Source organism: Lysinibacillus sp. CNPSo 3705 (assembly GCF_028674935.1).
GTDB lineage: Bacteria > Bacillota > Bacilli > Bacillales_A > Planococcaceae > Lysinibacillus.
In genome coordinates this window covers 1-20,862 of record NZ_JAQZSD010000026.1, presented here as the reverse complement: position 1 = coordinate 20,862, position 20,862 = coordinate 1, and the positions used below count along the sequence as shown (strand labels likewise).

At 38.3% G+C, this 20,862-nt stretch carries 20 protein-coding genes; 7 read left to right on the top strand and 13 right to left on the bottom strand.

Annotation, left to right across the window (positions count from 1 at the left end; all coding sequences use genetic code 11):
- The first annotated feature begins 195 nt into the window (after positions 1-195).
- From PVA17_RS12755 to PVA17_RS12740, 4 genes are read left to right on the top strand one after another with little or no spacing between them, the layout of a single operon-like run.
- Entirely contained in the window at positions 196-1,245 is a 1,050-nt protein-coding gene (locus tag PVA17_RS12755; RefSeq protein ID WP_274067888.1) for a sulfate ABC transporter substrate-binding protein, read from the top strand.
- Positions 1,246-1,256: 11 nt separating this feature from the next.
- The gene (cysT, locus tag PVA17_RS12750; protein WP_274067887.1) at positions 1,257-2,090 is read left to right on the top strand and encodes a sulfate ABC transporter permease subunit CysT; all 834 of its coding nucleotides are present in this window, start codon (positions 1,257-1,259) and stop codon (positions 2,088-2,090) included.
- Between the two features lie 9 nt (positions 2,091-2,099).
- Positions 2,100-2,975 carry a sulfate ABC transporter permease subunit CysW gene (cysW, locus tag PVA17_RS12745; RefSeq protein ID WP_274067886.1) on the top strand — a complete coding sequence of 292 codons (876 nt, stop codon included), beginning with the start codon at positions 2,100-2,102 and terminating at the stop codon, positions 2,973-2,975.
- 15 nt (positions 2,976-2,990) lie between these two features.
- Positions 2,991-4,061, top strand: a complete 1,071-nt coding sequence (locus PVA17_RS12740; protein ID WP_132361728.1) for a sulfate/molybdate ABC transporter ATP-binding protein — start codon at positions 2,991-2,993, stop codon at positions 4,059-4,061.
- Between the two features lie 39 nt (positions 4,062-4,100).
- On the opposite strand, the gene cysI is transcribed toward PVA17_RS12740, so the two are convergent.
- From cysI to PVA17_RS12705, 7 genes are all read right to left on the bottom strand, one after another.
- Complete coding sequence (gene cysI, locus PVA17_RS12735) at positions 4,101-5,822, bottom strand: assimilatory sulfite reductase (NADPH) hemoprotein subunit (RefSeq protein ID WP_132361730.1); 1,722 nt, start codon at positions 5,820-5,822, stop codon at positions 4,101-4,103.
- A gap of 122 nt (positions 5,823-5,944) precedes the next feature.
- Positions 5,945-7,729: an assimilatory sulfite reductase (NADPH) flavoprotein subunit gene (locus PVA17_RS12730; RefSeq protein ID WP_132361732.1), complete on the bottom strand. Its 1,785-nt coding sequence runs from the start codon at positions 7,727-7,729 to the stop codon at positions 5,945-5,947.
- A gap of 101 nt (positions 7,730-7,830) precedes the next feature.
- The gene (locus tag PVA17_RS12725) at positions 7,831-7,980 is read right to left on the bottom strand and encodes a YezD family protein (protein WP_079561519.1); all 150 of its coding nucleotides are present in this window, start codon (positions 7,978-7,980) and stop codon (positions 7,831-7,833) included.
- Entirely contained in the window at positions 7,980-8,720 is a 741-nt protein-coding gene (locus PVA17_RS12720; protein ID WP_274067885.1) for a sirohydrochlorin chelatase, read from the bottom strand. The genes PVA17_RS12725 and PVA17_RS12720 overlap by 1 nt, the downstream gene beginning before the upstream one ends.
- 12 nt (positions 8,721-8,732) lie before the next feature.
- Positions 8,733-9,509, bottom strand: a complete 777-nt coding sequence (cobA, locus tag PVA17_RS12715; protein WP_132361736.1) for a uroporphyrinogen-III C-methyltransferase — start codon at positions 9,507-9,509, stop codon at positions 8,733-8,735.
- 592 nt (positions 9,510-10,101) lie between these two features.
- On the bottom strand, positions 10,102-10,299 hold the full coding sequence (locus PVA17_RS12710) for a hypothetical protein (RefSeq protein ID WP_248716995.1): 198 nt from the start codon (positions 10,297-10,299) through the stop codon (positions 10,102-10,104).
- Between the two features lie 68 nt (positions 10,300-10,367).
- Positions 10,368-11,876: a leucyl aminopeptidase gene (locus tag PVA17_RS12705; RefSeq protein ID WP_274067884.1), complete on the bottom strand. Its 1,509-nt coding sequence runs from the start codon at positions 11,874-11,876 to the stop codon at positions 10,368-10,370.
- Positions 11,877-11,991: 115 nt separating this feature from the next.
- Between PVA17_RS12705 and PVA17_RS12700 the strand changes: the two genes are divergently transcribed.
- A complete protein-coding gene (locus PVA17_RS12700) occupies positions 11,992-12,474 on the top strand; it encodes a divergent PAP2 family protein (RefSeq protein ID WP_132361740.1) in 483 nt (160 codons plus the stop codon).
- A gap of 466 nt (positions 12,475-12,940) precedes the next feature.
- Here PVA17_RS12700 and PVA17_RS12695 read toward each other — a convergent pair whose 3' ends face one another.
- The 5 genes from PVA17_RS12695 to PVA17_RS12675 all read right to left on the bottom strand — a co-directional run bounded on the left by PVA17_RS12695 (position 12,941) and on the right by PVA17_RS12675 (position 18,511).
- A complete protein-coding gene (locus tag PVA17_RS12695) occupies positions 12,941-13,270 on the bottom strand; it encodes a YuiB family protein (RefSeq protein WP_132361742.1) in 330 nt (109 codons plus the stop codon).
- A 306-nt stretch (positions 13,271-13,576) separates the two neighbouring features.
- A complete protein-coding gene (locus PVA17_RS12690) occupies positions 13,577-15,370 on the bottom strand; it encodes a carbon starvation CstA family protein (protein WP_274067883.1) in 1,794 nt (597 codons plus the stop codon).
- 120 nt (positions 15,371-15,490) lie between these two features.
- Positions 15,491-16,237, bottom strand: a complete 747-nt coding sequence (locus tag PVA17_RS12685; protein WP_274067882.1) for a LytR/AlgR family response regulator transcription factor — start codon at positions 16,235-16,237, stop codon at positions 15,491-15,493.
- Between the two features lie 4 nt (positions 16,238-16,241).
- Positions 16,242-17,990 carry a sensor histidine kinase gene (locus PVA17_RS12680; protein WP_274067902.1) on the bottom strand — a complete coding sequence of 583 codons (1,749 nt, stop codon included), beginning with the start codon at positions 17,988-17,990 and terminating at the stop codon, positions 16,242-16,244.
- 23 nt (positions 17,991-18,013) lie between these two features.
- On the bottom strand, positions 18,014-18,511 hold the full coding sequence (locus PVA17_RS12675) for an NUDIX hydrolase (protein ID WP_132361748.1): 498 nt from the start codon (positions 18,509-18,511) through the stop codon (positions 18,014-18,016).
- 163 nt (positions 18,512-18,674) lie between these two features.
- Here PVA17_RS12675 and PVA17_RS12670 point away from each other — a divergent pair, with 163 nt between their 5' ends.
- Positions 18,675-19,226: a hypothetical protein gene (locus tag PVA17_RS12670; protein WP_132361750.1), complete on the top strand. Its 552-nt coding sequence runs from the start codon at positions 18,675-18,677 to the stop codon at positions 19,224-19,226.
- Between the two features lie 149 nt (positions 19,227-19,375).
- On the opposite strand, the gene PVA17_RS12665 is transcribed toward PVA17_RS12670, so the two are convergent.
- Complete coding sequence (locus PVA17_RS12665) at positions 19,376-19,819, bottom strand: MarR family winged helix-turn-helix transcriptional regulator (RefSeq protein WP_132361752.1); 444 nt, start codon at positions 19,817-19,819, stop codon at positions 19,376-19,378.
- Positions 19,820-19,963: 144 nt separating this feature from the next.
- Here PVA17_RS12665 and PVA17_RS12660 point away from each other — a divergent pair, with 144 nt between their 5' ends.
- Positions 19,964-20,455: a CarD family transcriptional regulator gene (locus PVA17_RS12660; RefSeq protein WP_132361754.1), complete on the top strand. Its 492-nt coding sequence runs from the start codon at positions 19,964-19,966 to the stop codon at positions 20,453-20,455.
- The last annotated feature ends 407 nt before the right edge of the window (positions 20,456-20,862 follow it).

Genomic DNA, 20,862 nt, shown 5'->3' with positions numbered 1-20,862 from the left:
ATGATGGTCAAAAGCCAAATTTTTAAATTCCTTGTTGACTAATAGGAAATATATGTTTAATGTATAACTAAGCTTTGAACCAAACCAATATAAAATGCTGATCAGAGTATCTGAAGGCCATCTACTTATGACGATTATACATCGTACCAGTAGATGGCCTTTTGTAATCTCTAGACAAAAAAGGAGCGATTTTTTATGAAAAAAAGGAAACATTTTCTCCAATCGTTAGCACTTTTATCTACATTAGCTCTACTATTAACCGGTTGCGGCAGTAGCTCTTCAGAGAAGAATACAGGGGCTCAGGAATCCAAAAAAACTGTAGAACTATTAAATGTATCCTATGATCCAACACGTGAGCTTTATGAGGAATTCAACAAAGATTTTATAAAAAAATGGAAGGATGAAACCGGTCAAGATGTAACGATAAAACAATCACATGGAGGCTCTGGTAAACAGGGGCGAGCTGTAATTGATGGTCTAGAGGCAGATGTTGTTACGCTAGCACTAGCTTACGATATTGATGAGATTGCACAAGCTCGAGGCCTATTAAATAAAGATTGGCAAACAGAATTTGAAAATAACTCAACACCTTATACATCGACTATTGCCTTTTTAGTACGTAAGGGCAATCCAAAAGGTATTAAAGACTGGAATGATTTAATTAAAGATGATGTATCTGTCATCACACCAAATCCTAAAACATCTGGTGGTGCACGTTGGAATTATTTAGCCGCTTGGGCCTATGCAGGGAAATTATATAAAAATGATGAGGCAAAAATAAAGGAATTTATGAAAGCTCTCTATAGCAATGTGGAAGTACTAGATTCTGGTGCACGCGGTGCGACAACAACATTTGTTGAACGTAAAATTGGTGACGTCTTAATAGCATGGGAAAATGAAGCACATTTATCGCTCAATGAATTGGGTGACGAGTTTGATATCATTACACCTTCTTTAAGTATTTTAGCTGAGCCACCTGTCGCAATCGTTGACAAAATCGTTGATAAAAAAGGCACACGTGAAGTAGCAGAGGCTTATTTAAAGTATTTATATAGTGAACGGGGTCAAGAAATTGCGGCAAAAAATTACTATCGACCGCGAAATGAAAAAATTCTAGCAAAATATCAAGGGCAATTTCCAAAACTTGAACTCGTTTCAATTGATGATTTTGGTGGTTGGGCAGAAGCACAAGCGAAGCATTTTAAAGACGGTGGTACATTCGATGAAATTTATGTACCTCAATAAGGAGGCATGTCATGAGTATTTTAACTGTTAATAAAACGACACGCCGCATTATTCCAGGTTTCCACCTTTCACTTGGCTACACTATGTTATATGTTAGCTTGCTAGTCTTATTGCCACTATCTATGATTTTTATTCATACAATGTCCTTAAGCTGGGGAGAGTTTGTTGATATTGTGACCGCTCCCCGTGCTACTGCTTCCTATAAGGTAAGCTTTAGTACAGCGTTCACTGCTGGTTTACTAAATGTTATTTTTGGCACAATCATTGCTTGGGTGCTTGTGCGCTATCACTTTCCATTTAAACGAATCATCGATGGACTTGTCGATTTACCCTTTGCTTTGCCAACTGCTGTGGCAGGAATTGCCTTAACGTCACTCTATGCGCCAAATGGTTGGATTGGTCAATTTTTTAATTTTAAAATTGCCTATACACCACTCGGCATTATCATTGCCCTTACATTTATCGGGCTACCATTTGTCGTCCGTACTGTGCAGCCTGTTTTACAAAATATTAGTACCGAGGTTGAGGAAGCCTCTGCAAGTCTTGGAGCAACTCGTTTTCAAACCTTTCGTAAAGTTATTTTTCCAGAGCTTGCTCCTGCCATTTTAACAGGTTTTTCATTAGCCTTTGCACGTGCACTAGGAGAGTATGGCTCTGTTGTTTTTATCGCCGGCAATATGCCGATGAAGACTGAAATTACGCCATTAATAATTATGACTAAGCTCGAGCAATATGACTATGCTGGTGCAACTGCTATTGCAGTGGTCATGCTTGTCACTTCCTTCATCCTACTATTTAGCATTAATTTAATACAATGGCTGGTAAATCGTCGCTTTGTACATTAGGAGGTATTTATGGAACAGTCTACATTTATACAGCAAGTTGCTCCTGCAAAAAATAATGCAGTGACAAAGTCCGCTGCCTTACAAGAGCCTCGCTTTGTCCGATATACGCTAATTTTTATTGCGCTAGCTTTTTTAGCATTTTTCATTGTACTCCCACTAGTATCAATTTTTTCCACTGCCTTTCAAAAAGGGGTAGACGTATATGTAGCAGCTATCACACATCCAGATGCATTGGCAGCTATAAAATTAACCTTAACTGTCGTCGCGATTGCAGTACCATTAAACGCAATCTTTGGCGTTATGGCTGCTTGGGCTTTAACAAAGTTCAATTTTAAAGGAAAAAATCTATTACTGACAATCGTCGATCTCCCTTTTGCAGTATCTCCTGTTATTGCAGGTTTAGTATTTATTTTGTTATTTGGCTCACAAGGATTATTTGGGGATTGGCTATTTGACCATGACATTAAAATTGTTTTTGCGCTACCTAGTATTATCCTTGCTACTGTCTTTGTTACGTTGCCTTTTGTTGCACGGGAGCTTATTCCTCTTATGCAAGCACAAGGCACTTCTGAGGAGGAGGCGTCCATTTCACTTGGTGCCAATGGTTTTAAAACATTTTGGCATGTGACATTGCCAAATATTAAATGGGGCTTATTGTACGGGCTTATACTATGTAATGCTCGGGCAATTGGTGAATTTGGTGCCGTTTCTGTCGTATCAGGGCATATTCGTGGAATGACAAATACAATGCCCCTTCATATTGAAATTTTATACAATGAGTACCAATTTGCAGCAGCCTTCGCCGTTGCTTCACTAATGAGTGTGATCGCCATTATGACACTTATCGTTAAAGATATTATTGCTTGGAAATCAAAATACGATTAAGGAGGTATTGTCAGCATGAGCATTCAAATTAACAATGTATCTAAAAAATTCGGTTCCTTTCAAGCTTTAGAAGATGTTTCACTTCATATTCAATCAGGGGAACTGGTTGCCCTTCTCGGCCCATCTGGTTCTGGCAAAACTTCCTTACTACGCGTTATTGCTGGACTTGAAACGTCAGATGTTGGCGAGATTTTATTTGATGGTCAATCGATGATAGATCGCCATCCAAAGGAGCGAAATGTAGGCTTTGTATTCCAGCATTATGCCCTTTTTCGCCACATGACAGTTTTTGACAATGTCGCTTACGGTCTTAAAGTACGCCCCCGTAAAACAAGACCGTCTAAATTAGAAATAAAGAGCAAAGTGATGGAGCTTCTACGACTCGTCAAACTAGATAATTTTTCTGATCGTTACCCAACTCAGCTATCAGGTGGGCAACGTCAGCGTGTTGCGCTTGCTAGAGCTCTCGCAGTGGAGCCCAAGGTGCTTCTATTAGATGAACCTTTTGGAGCGCTGGATGCTAAAGTGCGCAAGGAATTGCGTCGTTGGCTTCGAAAGCTTCACGATGATTTTCATATTACAAGCATTTTTGTCACACACGATCAGGAAGAGGCACTTGATGTTGCAGACCGAATTGTCGTTATGAACAACGGCAAGATAGAGCAAATTGGTAGTCCAGACGACGTATACACAAACCCAAAGAGTCCTTTCGTGTATGATTTTTTAGGTAATGTAAATCTCTTTAAAGGACGGTTACAAAATGGTATGCTCCTGCATGGTGAATTTGCGATTGATGTACCTGGTGTACTAGAACATCCAGAGGGTCATGCAGTAGGCTATGTACGTCCCCATGATATTCATATTGAGAAAACTAACAAATCTGGCACCGTCCCCGTCAAAGTTAGCCATATTCATTTGCTCGGACCTATCGTGCAGATTGAGCTGCGTCGTGAAGATATAGATGAATTTTTAGAGGCAGAACTGACTAAGGAGCAATTTACTAATCTTCAGCTTAAGGTTGGTGACCATGTATTTGTCAAACCAAAGCAATTAAAAGTTTTTATCCCAGAGGACTTTTCCATTTAAAAAAGCCGTGTAGCAATTTTCTTTGCTACATGGCTTATTTTATTTATGATGAAAATCTCGTCCGTCGTAAACAGCTGTTACATAACCCGTACGTATAACAAAATCACCGAAATGCTCGCCCTCTAGACGTTCCTTCGCATAGTGTAGAAGGATTGGACGAAGCTCCGTCAATATTTCCTCCTCCCCTATATTTTCACGGTATATTTTATTAAGACGATCACCAGTAAAGCTTGCGCCTAAATACATATTATATTTCCCTGGACCTTTACCGATAAAGCCAATTTCAGCCATTGCTGCACGAGAACAACCATTCGGACAGCCTGACATACGAATAACAATTTCTGTATCATTTAAGCCTGCTTCATCGATGATTGTTTCAATTTTTGTAATAAGGGAAGGCAAGTAACGCTCTGCTTCTGCCATCGCTAAACCACATGTTGGTAACGATACGCAAGCAATCGAATTACGACGCAAGGCAGAATAGTGTGCACCATCTGTAAGCTTGTATTGCTCAATAATAGCAGCGATTTTTTTCTTCTTTTGCGGCGTTACATTACTAATCATTAAATTTTGGTTTGGCGTTAAGCGGAAATCACCCGTATGCACCTTCGCAATTTCTCGTAATCCTGTTAGTAGTTCATAATTTTCAAAGTCCTTAATACGACCATTTTGAATAAATAATGTATAATGCCATTGGCCTCCTGCACCTTTAACCCAGCCAAACTCATCACCTGTACGATGAAAGGTAAATGGCCGCGCCTCTTGAAAACCCCAGCCTAGACGACGTGTTAGTTCTTCGTTAAACCATTCAAGTCCTCTAGCGTCAATTGTATATTTAAAACGTGCATTTTTACGCACCGAACGATTTCCATAATCACGCTGAATCGTAATAATTTTCTCCGCCGTTTCCAATAGTTTATCAGGTGTAATAAAGCCAATTATACGTGCAAGCTGTGGGTATGTTTCATGATCGCCATGTGTCATGCCCATCCCTCCGCCAACTGCTACGTTAAAGCCTATTAGCTTACCCTCCTCAACAATTGCAATTAACCCTATATCTTGTGAGAATACGTCCACATCATTACTTGGTGGAACAGCAATACCAATTTTAAATTTACGTGGCAAATATTGCGCACCGTATATAGGTTCAATTTCTTCATCCTGAGTGTCAACTACCTTTTCACCATCTAGCCATAGTTCATGGTAAGCCTTTGTTCTAGGTAATAAATGCTCACTTAATTTTACAGACCAATTATAGACTTCCTCATGTAATGCGGATTGATTGGGATTTACATTACACATGACATTACGGTTCACATCTCCGCAGGCAGCAAGCGAATCTAATAACACCTCATTAATTTCCTGCATATATTTTTTAACGTTCCATTTTAAAATGCCGTGCACTTGGAATGCCTGACGTGTCGTTAATTTTAAGGAGCCGTTACCATACTTTCTTGCCATTTCATCCATTACTAGCCATTGTGCTGGGGTAGCTGCTCCGCCCGGTGTACGTACACGCACCATAAATTGATAGGCAGGCTCAAGCTTTTGACGCTGACGTTCATTTCGAAGATCTCGGTCATCTTGTAAATAACTACCATGGAACTTCATTAGACGATTATCATCCTCTGGAATACCTGAGCTTAATGGATTGTTCATCGTACGCTCTAATGTTCCGCGTAGATAATTACTGTCGGTTTTAATACGTTCTACATCACTAGGCTTCCCTGGTTGTGGGGGTAAAATTATTTTTCCTGTCATTTGTTATCGCTCCTTTAATCAATTATGCCTGGCATAATTGTAGCTGCCGCTTCGCTTTCGCTACATAAAACATTTGTAGCTGTCGTTTCACTTTCGCTACATAAAACATTTGCCGAAAGAAGTTAATAAACGTCACGTTGATAGCGTTTTTGCCGTTTTAGCTCTTGGACAAAGGCTTTAGCTTCCGCTGGCGTTTTTTGTCCCTGTTGTTCAATAACGCGAAGTATTGTTGCATCAACATCAGCAGCCATCGATTTTTTATCGCCACAGACATAAATGACTGCTCCTTGCTCTAGCCATTCATAAAAGGCGACAGCATTTTCCTCGATTTTATGTTGAACATATATTTTTCTATCTGTATCACGGGAAAAGGCGACATGCATTTGACTGAGCGTGCCTGAAGCAAGCCAACGCTGCCAATCCGTTTGATAAAGGAAGTCTGTGACAAAATGTTGATCACCCAAAATTAGCCACGCTTTTCCTTCGATCCCTAATTCCTCACGCTCCTCCAAAAATGCACGATACGGGGCTACACCTGTGCCAGCACCAATCATAATAATCGGTGTGTCCTTATGCTCTGGTAGTCTAAAGTTCGGATTTTTATGAACATAAATCGGTAGTGTATCTCCAATTTGAGTACGTTCCGCTACACTTCCAGAGCAAACACCAAGACGTTGTCGCCCATTCGTCTCATAGCTTACTTTTCCAATTGTTAAATGTACTTCTTCACTATTTGCCTTCTGACTACTAGCAATAGAATATAGACGTGCTGGAATTTTACGTAGTAAATCTACAAATTGCTGCGCATCCCATATAAATGGTGCAAAGTCTTGCACAACGTCAAGTAAGTCTCTTCCCTTCGCATAGTCCTTCCATGAATTAGAGTCTTCAAGTAGCTTTGCAAATTCCTGATGGACTGTATAGGCACCAATTTTTTGTAACAACGGCTTTGATAATACCGTAATTTCTAACTTTTTTTGTAATGCATCCTTTAATGGTAGCGTTTCTTCGAAGACGGTTACTTCCGTTTGTGGATCAAACTGTAACGCTGTGATTAAAGCATCTACTAGCTTTTTATCATTATCTGGTTGAATACCGATGCTATCTCCTGGTTCGAAATGGAAACTGGCACCTTCGATGGATAATTCAATATGACGTGTTTCTTTATTTGATCCGCGGCCGTTTAAATTAATGTTTTCAAGTACTTCTGCATAAAACGGATTTTTACGGGAATATGTAGTGCCTCCTTGTACTGTCTGATGTTGTGTAGTCGTAGCAGCTATATCGGTCTGTTGCAACAACGCCTGCTGAACAGCAGAGAACCATTGTGCAGCAGAGTCATCATAATCTACATCACAATCTGTGCGAGGGACGATTAAAGTTGCCCCTAATTTGGCAAGCTGTTCATCAAAATCCTTTCCTGTTTTACAGAAAAATTCATAAGAACTATCTCCTAAGGCCAATACAGAATAATGAAGATGCTCTAAATTAGGAGCACGCTTACTATGCAAAAAATCGTAGAACTGTATCGCTTGATCAGGCGGATCCCCTTCCCCATGCGTGCTAACAATGAGCAAAAGATTCGCTACCTTTTTTAAATTATTTGGCTTAAACGTTGCTAACGATGCAATGGTTACGTCGACATCGTTATCTTTCAAAGCTAAGGCATATTTTTCAGCTAACCCCTGGCTATTGCCTGTTTGTGAACCATATAAAATCGTCACGGTCTTGGTGCTTGTTTTTACTATCGGTGTTGCTTCTTCGACAACAGCATCAATAGTTGCTAGTGGTGCGCTTAAATAGCCGTTTAACCAAATCCTCTGTTCTCCTGTTAGTTTAGGAAGCAGCTCATTTAACAGCTTTACCTGCTCCTCATTAAATGGACTATTAACTACTTGTAGTTTCAATCTTGCCACCTCACGTTTTAGTATCAATTTCTAATCTTGATTATTTGTTTGATTTTGGTTGTATTTCACAACTATTTTCAAGGTCATTTGCTGATGATTTATCATCGAAGTCGTATTTTTTCCTTCTTTTCAATTTGAACCACATAGGAATTTTGCACAATCAATGTAATCGATCCGTGGTTTACAGTATTTAAAATTTGGCGGACATTATCTAATGCTAGATTTACATTTTCGGTCCTTTTATCTACCATTACAAAACACCTTCCTTAGTAATTTTTAATAATTGACAAATACGTTCCACTAAAACTTCCCTTACATTGTCGTCATAGCCTAAACTTTCACATAAAATAACGTTCTTATTCTCATACTCTTGTAATTGCCTTGCTATACTTTGGCGCAAAATCCCGGTAAATAACAAATACGGCACTATAAACACTGGATGGATCCTATTCTTTTCTTGTTGTATCCAATCTTCAAATGTAGGACCCACTCCATATAAAAAACATGTGTCTACTGCTTCATAGGCATATTTATCACGCAATCTTGTTGCAATTTTTTCTAAATCACTCTTTACTGCAGGATCACTACTCCCACGACCTATAAGTAAAACACTTGCATCGTTAGTAGGGTACTTTGCTTCTAAAATTCTAGTTTGTAGTGTATCAATTAATAATTCATGGACACCAAGTGGTTCACCGTATGTAAATCGCACTTGTGGATGCTGTTTTTTTGCTTTATCAATCTCACTTGGAATATCGTGCTTTGCATGCTGAGCAGCAAGCAATAAAATAGGCACGATCGCTATAGCTGTAGCCCCTCTGTAAATACAGCTTGCTATCCCATCTGCAATTGTCGGCGTCGCAAGCTCTAAAAAACAAATTTCTTGAATCGGTATTTCAATGTCCTGTTGTACACCCTTAAGGAAAATTTTCGCTTGCTCCACGCCTGCCTTTACTCTACTTCCATGAGCGACATATAAAATAGCTTGCATGAACCCACATCCTTACACAGTAGCTTCCGCTAAATGTGGCTGCGGAATATTTTGCTCAAACCATTGAATTGTTTCCCTCAAAGTAACAACTTTACCTACTACAATTATGCTTGGATTTTGGATATTTTCACGCTGTACAATGTCTTCAATATTAGCTAAAGTTCCTGTAACTGTTTTTTGTTGTGAAAATGTACCCCAATGGATAAGTGCTATCGGTGTTTCTTTATCACGCCCATACTTGAGTAGCTGTTGACGGATATAGGGAAGGTTACCGACCCCCATATATATAGCAATCGTATCGATTCCTTTTGCTAGACTTTCCCATTGAATAGTATCATCCTTGCCCTCTCTCATATGCCCAGTGACCACTGCAAAACTTGAGCTTAAGTCACGATGTGTAACAGGAATCCCAGCATAAGCAGGCGCTGCTATCCCAGAAGTAATGCCAGGCACAATTTCAAATGGAATATTATGCTGAGCAAGCACCTCTGCTTCCTCAGCTCCCCTTCCAAAAACGAATGGGTCGCCTCCCTTTAATCTTGTTACAATCAATCCTTGCTGTGCATAGCTAACAAGTGATTGATTAATTTGCTCTTGGATCATAGCGTGCCGTTGAGGCAGCTTACCGCAAAAGATAAGCTTAGCCTCTCGTTTAGCATAGGATAGTAGATTCTTATTTATGAGTCTGTCATACAGGATGACATCAGCACATTCGATACACCGTAATCCTTTTACCGTGATAAGATCCACATCGCCAGGACCAGCACCCACTATAAAAACTTTTCCCATTTGATTTCACTCCCTCTTTTTTCTTGCTTAAGATAGGAAAAAGAGACTCATATTATCCATAGGCAAAGCAATGCCTGTGAATAATAAGAGCCTCTAGTTTACTAGTCAGCTACGTATTTAATTCTTAGTAATATAATAAGAATAATAAATAATATAGTATATTCTGTCAATACATTATTTAGTGCCTAAAAAATGATTTTTATTAAATTTTACTTAATCAATTATGCCTCTGCATAATTGCGTCCAAAATCGGCTTTGTGCTTAGGCCTGTAGATGCTTTCTGTGCGAAAGCGAAGCGACAGCAACAAGTGTTTTCTGTGCGACAGCGACAGCAACAACATGATGTTGGTCACTCGGTCGTTACCACAGGACGCAGCGTTCTTAGAGTTCCTATATGTCAGCCGATGTTTTTGACACCCGCTGAAAAGTGACTTAAAACCGCATTCAACTCACCACCTATAGAAGTGAAAGACTTCTGTACCTGTACCTGTCACTTCGCTTTCGCTACTTAACACTTGCTAAAAGAAGTTAAAGAAAAAAACCAGGTGTCACTTGCTGACATCTGGTTTTTTTGAGATCTATGTTGTTTGAATTAAAATCTACGAGGACCTCTAAATGGACCTGGTCTGAAAAACGGTGGTCTGAAAAACGGTGGCCCGAAAAACGGTGGCCCGAAAAATGGTGGTCCGAAAAATGGTGGTCCGAAAAATGGCGGCCCGAAAAATGGCGGTCGGAAAAACGGCCCACCTACTGGCATAAAGCCTCCTGGAAAACCTCCGAAGAATGTCATAAGCTTCCTCCCTTTTTTTATTCTATCTTATGTAGGAGGATGCATTTATCACATGTCTATTGCCTATCCTATTTTTCTTCTCCCAAACGTTGCACAAAATTTGCTAGTGTACGTACCATTACGCCTGTACCACCTTTTGGACCTAGATCATGTACAGCAATCGCATCTGATGTTCCCGCAATATCTAAGTGAATCCATGGTGTATCACCAACAAACTCACCAACGAAGCCTCCTCCAAAAATCATGTGCCCATCACGACCAGGAGAGTTATTTAAATCAGCGACGTCTGATTTACGAATTCGTTTTTTATCATTTTCTGTTAAAGGCATGCGCCATACAAATTCATCAGTCTCTTGTGCAGCTTCCATGAAAGCAGCAAAAAAGTCATCGTCATTAGAAAGGGCACCTGTTTTATCCATACCAAGTGCTGTAATCACTCCACCTGTTAACGTTGCAACATCGATCAGAGAAGTAGCTCCTTGTTGTTTAGCATATGTAGTAGCGTCTGCTAATACTAAACGTCCTTCCGCATCAGTATTTAAAACTTCTACCGTCTTACCGCTATATGTCGTAATGACATCATCCGGCTTAAATGCAGTGCCAGATACCATATTATCGGTAGAACCAATAACTGCTACGACATTTTTATTAGGACGTAATTCACCAATGATTTTCATGGCACCTAGCACTGCTGCCGCACCGCCCATATCGCCCTTCATGCCTACCATTGCATCTCTCGGCTTTAAGGAATAGCCACCTGTATCATACGTAACCCCTTTGCCGACAAGACCAATTGGATCATCAAAATCTTCAGTCGCTTTATATTTTAATGTGATTAAACGAGGTTCTTCATGGGAGCCCTGATTAACACATAAAATACCGCCCATACCGAGCTCCTCTAATTGTGCTTTATCTAAAATTTCAACTTCAAAATTGTACTCGACTGCAAGGGACTCTGCGTAATTAGCTAAGTCTGTCGCTGTCAGTAAGTTTGGTGGTAAATTAATTAAACTACGTGCTTCATTTACTGCATTTGCATAAATAGCACCAACTTCAAAGCTTGCCACCACTTCATCTAAATCATTTGCAGTAGTTACAAGGTGAACAGCGTCTATACGTTTCTCTGCTTCATTTGATGTTGTTTTGTAATGAGGAATTGAATAATATCCAAGACCTGTTCCCTCACCAGCTAAAAAGGCAACATCTGTTACAGTAATCGACTCTGTCGTAAACGACTCAAGCCAAATCGAATATTCTTTAACCTTTAAAGCTCTTAGTTCCTTGCCAAGCAAGCCAAATGCTGCACGAATATCACCTTCAGTTAAATTTTTACGCTCATCCAAACCAACGAATAAAATACGTTTAAGAGCTGCATGGTCTTTTAAGAATGGCAATTTCGTCATTTTTTTAAGCTCAGTAGATACATCCCCTGCACTAATCCACATATCAAGGGATTCTCCATAAAAGGATGAAAAGCTTGCCCAATCTTGCATTTGCTCACGATGTCTAGTGACTCCCACTACTAGCACTTCAGTAGAAATCGTTTCAAATGTTTTTGCTTCTTTTACAATATGCATGTTAAATTCCTCCATTCACTATTTCTATTATACCTAAGTTTCAGAAAACGCGTTATATTTAGCTTTTAGAAAATAATGAATGTTATAATAAAAGTAATTATAAGTGAAGGTTGTGATGATTATGAGTTTACTTCAAAATACCCCTTTACTCGTTGCCCTTTTTGCAGTTCTCTTTGCACAGTTTGTAAAAATCCCTATTCATTTTTTTATGACAAGAAAGATTAACTGGGGATTATTTACTTCCACCGGAGGAATGCCTAGCTCCCACTCCGCTTCCGTAACAGGACTAACAACATCTATTGCCTATGAAACAGGATTAGATTCCCCCATTTTTGCCGTAGCCGCTATGTTTTCATTTATCGTCATGTATGATGCGAGTGGCGTACGCTTTCAGGCAGGTCAGCATGCAGCTGTATTAAATCAACTACGTAAAGACTTTCAAACTTTACTTCATGATTTAAAAAAATGGCCGCAAATGGATGGGCAAGAAAAAATGGAAGAGCTAAAAACATTGCTAGGCCACAAACGGAGTGAGGTATTTTTCGGGGCATTAACCGGCATTTTTATCGCCATCATCACATACCAGTTTATTTTGTGATAACAGACACATCCTCATGTTGAGGCTGTGTTTTTTTATATCGGAACACTTTTGTGATTTATCGGGAACATAAAAAAAATCAGTATTCTTCTCTTCATAGAAAGAAGAATACTGATAAGAGCAATTATGCCGAGGCATAATTGCGTCTGGAATCGACTTTGTGCTAATGCCTGCGTGATGCAGGGCATGGATGCGATCGTTTATGCTAACATCCTTTGTTAACGCCTTTCCGATTCCGTGACATCCGCCGGAGGCTTTAGGCCAACAAATGTTTTTTGTGCGAAAGCGGAGCGTCAGCAACAAATGTTTTTTGTGCGAAAGCGGAGCGTCAGCAATAGCACGATGTTGGTCACTCAGTCGTTGACAGGATGTGGCGTTCTAACACTGAGTTCCTCTATTTCAGCTAAAGTTTGGACATCTTACCTGTCACTACGCTTTCGGTACAAAAGACAGCTGCTGAAAGAAGTTAAAACATTCGATAACCACTTTTACGCAAATAAATCATGACAATCCCCGCAACAATTGAACCGGCAAAGCCACCAGATAAGATAGAAATATCTACAAACTGCAGTGCTTGCAACTTATCTAAAAGTGCTGGAAATGCGGAACCTGGCTTGAAAATATAATCTAAAAAGCTTACATCATCGATAATAAAGATAACAACAATTGGATACACAATTGCCATTAACCAAGTCATTCGCAGTAGCATATTCAATAAAAATCCAATACCAAAGAACATGACGAAAAATAACAAAATTGAAATAATTAACTGTACTAATGAAACTGGACCATCCATGTATGTATAACCTCCGTTTTCCTCTCATTAGTTTACATGATTACTACAACGCTTTCAATGAACATATCCTTGATTTCGCTTGTTCGTCATATTTAGGAATTATGACCGATTTCAGTTCCGACTGCCGCTTCGCTTTCGTTGCAAAGCAAAGCTTCCCGGGGCGTTCAGCCTCCACTCCAATCAACTTATAAATAATATGAATTTCAACAAATCATCGCTACTTTTGATGATGAACCATCATTAAGAAATAAAAGAAACTATTGAAAGCTAGTATACGACTAATTTTCAATAGTTTCTCTCTTTTCATTATGAAGCGGTTTGTGATACTAAATACTTTGGTGACTTCCAAAGCTCAGCCCATTTTTTAAAAGCGGCTATCACAATTATTAGGCCTAAAATTAACATAATAACAGACAATACACCATTTAACATATTGTATCCAGCAGCCGCTGTATTCCAATAAACATTTTTAATCATCCAAAGGCCAGCTACGTTTACAGTGACAAATAAATAGGCCAATGGAATAAAGCAAGTTAAGGCGTAGATTCGCTTATCTGCAACTTTTAAGACTATTGTTACACCACATACTAAACCGATTGTTGCCATCAACTGATTCGAAACGCCAAATAATACCCAAATCGAACTGATATCTCCTGAATACAATAAATAGCCCCACATAAAGCATGCAAGTGCACTTGCAAAGATTGTTCCTGGAAGCCAATTCGTACGCTTCAACGGCTTGTAAACATTGCCGCCAAAATCTTGAATTAAATAGCGCGCTACACGTGTCCCAGCATCAATAGCCGTTAAAATAAAGACCGCCTCAAACATGATCACGAATTGATAAAAATAAGAAGACATTTCGGCAAACCAAGGAATCCCCGTGAAAATATCAGTCATCCCAACTGCTAGCGTTACAGCCCCACCTGTGCGTCCTTCTAAGTCCATCCCAATATTTTCAGCTAATGCCTGTAAATGTACCGGTTCCATTCCTAATGTAGCAAAGACGGCAGGAGCTGAATTTATCGCAAAATAATCTGCAGGATGTAGAGCCGTTGCTGCGATTAAAGCCATTACACCTACTAAAGATTCTACGAGCATAGCACCGAAACCAACGATACGAATATCTTCCCAGCGATCAATCATTTTTGGCGTTGTCCCAGAGCCTACAAACGCATGGAAGCCAGAAATAGCCCCACAGGCAATTGTAATGGAGACGAATGGCCATACTGGACCAGCAATTACTGGGCCACCACCATGTATAAACTCTGTAATTGGTGGAAATTGAATGATTGGGTTCACGAAAAAGACCCCAATAATTAACGCAATAAATACGCCAATTTTCATGAAACTACTTAAATAATCACGCGGGGCTAATAAGAGCCATACAGGTAATGCCGCCGCAAAGAATGCATAGATAGGTAGAATAATAGCTAAGGTATTACGGTCAAACGTTAAAAAATCACCAAAGGCTGTCCCTTGAATCATCGGTCCAACAAATACACCAATCATTAACAAAATAAAGCCAACTGTTGACGTAACTATTAAATTTCCTGTTTTACGATATGCAATACCAACAAGCATCGCTATTGGAATCGTAATCCCTACTGCAAAAGTTCCCCACGGATTTCGCTCCAACGCACCAAGGACAACCATCGATAGCCCGGCCATTGTAATTGTAATAATGAAAAGCATGGCAAGGCCTGTACAAAATCCTGCAACAGATCCTAATTCCTTCTTCATTACCTCTGATAACGACTTTCCTCCATGGCGCATAGAAGCGAATAACACTACCGCATCATGTACTGCACCACCGATTACTGCACCAATTAACAACCAAAGGAGCCCCGGCAAATAGCCAAATTGTGCAGCTAAAATAGGTCCAACTAACGGTCCAGCTGCTGCAATCGCTGCAAAATGATGACCAAATGTTACCCACTTATTCGTCGGAACATAGTCTTTACCATCCTCCATAGCGTGTGCTGGGGTGGGCGTATCATCTTTTATCTTAAGTACCTTCTTTGTGAAAAATATGCCATACAAACGATAGCTAATCATCAGTACACAAATGGAACCTATTACAATTGTAATAGCATTCATGTTATCACTCCTTTTTTACGTTTTCCACATCATAGCAAACGAATTGAAAGATTATTCGTAAAATTCACCAAAATGTCAGAATTTTAAGTTGAAAGGGTGTTTTCTACTGTTGAAATGCAGTTATTTTGATAGCTGGAAAATCTTGCGCACTTCCTTCATATAAAGCCTGCTAACAGGTATCGAATGTCTATTATGCAAAATCAAATTGTATTTAGAGCTACTCCAAGGCTCCAGCTCTACAATATGGTCTAAATTGACGATAAATGCCCGATGGACACGCACAAAACCTTTTAAAGTGAGTTTCTTCTCCAAAACGGCTAACGACTCTGAAGCAAAATATTTCCCTTTCTCAGTGACAACAATCGTCTTACTATCTTCAGATGTACAATATAAAATTTCCTGTATATTAATAAGCAAAATTCGATCATTCACATAAACTGTTAATTTATCAAGCTTGTCCAATTGTAAATGCTTTAACTTCTCCAGCGTTTTATCCTGCGTCGCTCTTCTTTTCGCTACTAGCTTTTCAACTGCACTTTGTACACGCTCTTGCTCAAATGGTTTTAAAATATAATCAAAGGCGTTCACTTCGAATGCCTGTAATGCATACTCATCATAAGCAGTAGCAAAAATAATTTCAGGTTTAAATATGCTTTGTTGCAGCTGTTTTGCTAATTCAAGGCCATTATTTACGCCTAGCTGAATATCTAAAAACACACAATCAATCTGCTCATACTGAGGATCCTGCAGTATATCCTCCAAATCCTCCGATTCTCCAATAATCTGGACTAACTTTGTTTGTTCCAATAAATATCGCAATTCAGCCCTTGCTAACGGTTCATCATCTACTATATAGACATTTAACATTTCTCTACTCCCATCTTGTGGCTTTTAACGGCAGCTGAATCATAATTTTCGTGCCAACGTCCAGCGTACTTGAAATGTAAAAATCTGCCTCAGTTCCATAAATTTCATGGATACGCTGATATATATTCCATAAAGCTGTCCCTGTCCCTTGCTCGGATTGCATGATCGTTTTGCCAAGCTGTTTAACTTGCTCTTCTCTCATCCCACAGCCATTATCCTCTGTCAACAGCAATAGCTTATTATTAATTCGTTGCACTTTCACGTCAATTTTGCCTTCCTTACGATTTTTAAAGGCATGATAAATGGCATTTTCAACAAGCGGCTGTAAGGTAAACGGCGGAATTTGCACGTCAAAAAGTGATTCATCTAAGTGAAATTGCACATGATAGCGGTTCGGAAACCTCGTTTGTTCAATCGACAAATAAGCCTCCACATGGTCAATTTCATTTTTTAACGGAATTAGCATTTGACGAGCGCCCTGCAAATTACTCCTAAAAAATGTACTAAGCTTTATCAATAATGCTCTAGCTTCATCGGCATCCGTTCGAATCAAACTTGAAATCGTATTGAGACTATTAAAAAAGAAATGAGGATGAACCTGTGCTTGAAGCGCTTTAATTTCGGCATCCTTTAACAGCTTCCTTTGCTGCTCAACTTCAGCATATTCAAGCTGCGATGAAAATAATCGACTAAGCCCCTCAGCAAGCTCCTTTTTCGCCCCTGTTAATGAAGAAATGTTGATAAAATATAACTTTAACGTACCTACTGTTTTATGCTGTACTTTTAATGGTACGACAATCGCAGCACTTAAAGGACAATCTTCATGTGGACAATTTATTTCTTTTGCTGATATCGCTGTTATAATACGTCCCTCTACTAATACACGCTTCGTTAAAGTGGTCATTATTTCTTGATGAATAACATGATGGTCCTCACCTATTCCTGCATGCGCTAAAATTCCACTTGTATCCGTAATCGCGACTGCATCAACTTCGATCTCTCTTTTAATAATTTCCGCAACCGTTCGGCAAGATTCTTCATTTAACCCTTTACGAAAATGTTCAATCGTTTGTTGTGCAATAGAGAAGGCTTGGTGTGTTTGTGATGCTTTTGTGTGCTCTTCCTCATCAATAAAAGTTTTAATAATAATGAAAAATATCAAAATTCCAAAGGCATTCATAAAAATCATCGGTAGCGCTATTAAAGAAACTAATTGCAAAGCTTGTTCAAATGGTTTTGCCACTATTAAAATAATAAGCATTTGTAAGGTCTCTGCACATATTCCGATCATAACAGCCTTTTTATAGGAAAAGGTTTGACGTATTTTTAATTGCTTACTTAAACTACCAGTAATGAATCCTGCTAGTATTGTCGAAACACCACAGGCAACCGCTGTAAAACCGCCAAGGGTAATACGATGAATCCCTGCAATAATCCCCACGCTAACACCAACAAGTGGTCCACCAAAAATACCAGCAATCGCTACGCCAATTAGCCTCGTATTCGCAATAGCTTCCTCTGCATTTATAGTGCTATGTATCATATTTAAAGGATTGATAGACCCACCTTCGATCTTTATCCCTGTATAACTGCTAACTATACTTAAAGCACTAAAAATAATAATAAGCCAAACCTTTTCCTTAACCCCTTGATCCTGAAATAACACTCCTCGAAAGAGCCGCCATCTTGACATTAAAAAAGCAAACACAATGATTAGCCCTACTCGCTCTAACATAAATAAAAAAAGCTCCATCATAGGTCCCATCCTCTGTCACTTTATTTTTTAAAGAACAATTTATAAGAGGAATAGCCAAACACATCTCCTGGGTTAATGCCTTCAATCCCCTCTAATTGGTGCTTTTCAAATTGGTTGGACGCCATTTCTTTTAACATGACTGATGTCATTTCATCCTGAACGAGCTCCGATGGATACATCCATTTCGCTGCTAATAATTCATTTTCCTGAATGCAAATCTGCTGCTGCTCATCCTTCATCCGACAATAAAATATCGCCATATTATCACTAATGTCACCACGAATCACTCCCGTTCGAAAACCAATTAAACCTGATACGTAGCAATCGATACCCGTTTCTTCTTTTAATTCACGAACAACCGCTTCATCTACGGTTTCACCAGCATTGACAAAACCAGCTGGCAATGACCATCTTCCCTTTAATCCACTATACGCCTTTTTAACAACTAGCCATTGACCTAACGCATTTACTGTTACCCCTGCAACACCTAACCAAACTTTTCCTCTATCTTTTTTCATAAGCTTCACCCCTATAGCACTATTATAACGACCAATTCTCCCTATATAGAAGCATTAAATCAGAAAATTATGGTTACTTCATATACACACTGGTTCCAATTTTGTAAATATGTTACACTTTGTAGTAAAGGGAGTATTTACTCTATTTAGAGGGAGGCGTTTTATGTTAAACGAAATATCACCTAAGGCAAAACTTTTTATTATAGCGATAGTGTTACTCTTACTATTGCCCTTCATCGTTTTCTTGTTGCCGCATACCATTTCCCAAACGTTTTATTTTAGCAAAGATAATATCGTGCTAATTACTCCAACAAGCAACTTCACTATGCTTTTCCTAGCAATTACGTTCATTATTTTAACGTTGATCATGCTTGGTTTTAAACGAAATAAATACACCTATTTAATTACGATTATAGTCATCGTGAGCAGTCTAGTTTTAGGCTATTTTTCTCTTTTAAGTTATACCGCTATACAAAAAACACAAATGGTTTTCAAAGAATTTCATCATCAAACTACATATGAATGGCAAGATATTAAGGAAGTAATATATGAGTATGAAGCAGATGCAGCAGGCACTTATTATTTCCAAACTAAAAATAACGAAAAGTTTGTCATTAAAGAAAATGGACAATTTGGCTTAGATGAAAAAAGCGCCATTTACACTATAGCAAATGACAATGGCGCAACGTTTATAGAACGTGAGAAGGTAAAGTAACACTTATTTTGAACACCCTTAAAAAAGCCACTTTCGAGCTAGCGAAAGTGGCTTTTGGTTTTTTTAATGTAAACTACATCCTAAGATAGTACCCTATCTTTTTATGTAATAAGTTGTTCAAGCATTTTCCATATTTAAACTACGAAAACTTATACTTCCAACTGCTTCATATCCCAATTAAGATTTAAGATATTTTTTAATCGACTGACCTGATCTTCTCCAATTGTATTGACCAGTTGTTTTTCTATTTCTGCTTTACATAATTGATTTTTTTCAAAGCAATCTTCACCAAATTCAGTCATTCGAATAGCTTTATGTTTTTTACTATGTTCGACACTCATAACTGTCACCAACCCTTTAACTTCCAAACTCTTTATTATTTTATGGGTTGCTTGTCTTGAAAATTTAACATTTTTAGCTACATCTGAAATCGTAAGTTGTTTTTTATAAATAATCCCTAAAATATACCACTCTGAATTTGAAATATATATATCGTTTTGCTCATTCCACTTCTCTTCCGCAAGTCTTCGAAGTAGTTCGTGACGTTCGCTCAACAAATCAATGACATCTCGATTCTGCAATTCGTCCTTCAACTAGTTCACCTTCATTTCCTATTTTTCGTTATTAATATACAAAAAACAGCGCAAATCGTCAACTAAGTTGACAAAAACCTTTAAATTGTTTACAATTAATTTAGTCAACTTAGTTGACAATATAGTTTGTTGGAGGGGATATACATGTACAACATTGGCGATGTAGTTATTTACTCATCACATGGACTTTGTTCTATTGAAGATATTTGTGAACAAACCTTTAACGACATTACTAAATCTTATTACGTTTTAAAACCATTAAATGATCCACAATTAATCATTCGTACCCCTATTGACAATTCCAAAAAACAGCTTAGAGATGTTATTAAAGAAGAAGAAGCCCTCCGTATTTTACATTCATTCACATCACCTGGTGTGGAATGGATTGAACAAAATACACATCGAATGAGATTCCATTTAGACATCATTAAATCTGGCAATCGCCAAAAACAAGCAAAGCTGTTAAACACATTGCTACGAAAAAAGCTCGAATATAAGACCAATGAAAAAAAATTCCCTAACCAGGAAGAAAAATTATTGCAATCTTTACAAGATACTATCTTTTCTGAATTTTCTATAGCTCTTAAGAAACCATCCGACGAAATTTATGATTACGTTTTAACACAACTTCACTAGTTGTGAATTATCGGTACAATAATAAGGCCACGATCAAAAATAATCGTGGCCTTATTATTATGTAAAAGAAATATAAAAAGGTTCTGCTTCATAGTTGAAGCAAAGTAATAGTTCATGTTTAAAATCTTCATGTTCAATTACTATTCTCCAACATCAAAAAACCGACCTCTATACTTTCACAACTCGTTTGTTATTCACCTCCAATATAAGTTCCTAATCACCATTTACACGCATTATTTTCCAGTTAACAAAATTGTTTATCTTTGAGAAAATAATTGTAATAATAAAGATTTCGAGGTAGTAATTATTTGAAGAAAAATATTTTTACAAGCATTTTGTATATCCTAGTTTTTGTAGGTATGATCATCACATTATTTTTTGTATTTAAGGATATTGATAATTTATTT

Bases quoted from the DNA above. Each gene is read 5' to 3' on its own strand.
- PVA17_RS12755 (WP_274067888.1), top strand. From the start codon at position 196: ATGAAAAAAAGGAAACATTTTCTCCAATCGTTAGCACTTTTATCTACA.
- cysT (WP_274067887.1), top strand. From the start codon at position 1,257: ATGAGTATTTTAACTGTTAATAAAACGACACGCCGCATTATTCCAGGT.
- cysW (WP_274067886.1), top strand. From the start codon at position 2,100: ATGGAACAGTCTACATTTATACAGCAAGTTGCTCCTGCAAAAAATAAT.
- PVA17_RS12740 (WP_132361728.1), top strand. From the start codon at position 2,991: ATGAGCATTCAAATTAACAATGTATCTAAAAAATTCGGTTCCTTTCAA.
- cysI (WP_132361730.1), bottom strand. From the start codon at position 5,822: ATGACAGGAAAAATAATTTTACCCCCACAACCAGGGAAGCCTAGTGAT.
- PVA17_RS12725 (WP_079561519.1), bottom strand. From the start codon at position 7,980: ATGGTAGATAAAAGGACCGAAAATGTAAATCTAGCATTAGATAATGTC.
- PVA17_RS12720 (WP_274067885.1), bottom strand. From the start codon at position 8,720: ATGCAAGCTATTTTATATGTCGCTCATGGAAGTAGAGTAAAGGCAGGC.
- cobA (WP_132361736.1), bottom strand. From the start codon at position 9,509: ATGGGAAAAGTTTTTATAGTGGGTGCTGGTCCTGGCGATGTGGATCTT.
- PVA17_RS12710 (WP_248716995.1), bottom strand. From the start codon at position 10,299: ATGACATTCTTCGGAGGTTTTCCAGGAGGCTTTATGCCAGTAGGTGGG.
- PVA17_RS12705 (WP_274067884.1), bottom strand. From the start codon at position 11,876: ATGCATATTGTAAAAGAAGCAAAAACATTTGAAACGATTTCTACTGAA.
- PVA17_RS12700 (WP_132361740.1), top strand. From the start codon at position 11,992: ATGATTATGAGTTTACTTCAAAATACCCCTTTACTCGTTGCCCTTTTT.
- PVA17_RS12695 (WP_132361742.1), bottom strand. From the start codon at position 13,270: ATGGATGGTCCAGTTTCATTAGTACAGTTAATTATTTCAATTTTGTTA.
- PVA17_RS12690 (WP_274067883.1), bottom strand. From the start codon at position 15,370: ATGAATGCTATTACAATTGTAATAGGTTCCATTTGTGTACTGATGATT.
- PVA17_RS12685 (WP_274067882.1), bottom strand. From the start codon at position 16,237: ATGTTAAATGTCTATATAGTAGATGATGAACCGTTAGCAAGGGCTGAA.
- PVA17_RS12680 (WP_274067902.1), bottom strand. From the start codon at position 17,990: ATGGAGCTTTTTTTATTTATGTTAGAGCGAGTAGGGCTAATCATTGTG.
- PVA17_RS12675 (WP_132361748.1), bottom strand. From the start codon at position 18,511: ATGAAAAAAGATAGAGGAAAAGTTTGGTTAGGTGTTGCAGGGGTAACA.
- PVA17_RS12670 (WP_132361750.1), top strand. From the start codon at position 18,675: ATGTTAAACGAAATATCACCTAAGGCAAAACTTTTTATTATAGCGATA.
- PVA17_RS12660 (WP_132361754.1), top strand. From the start codon at position 19,964: ATGTACAACATTGGCGATGTAGTTATTTACTCATCACATGGACTTTGT.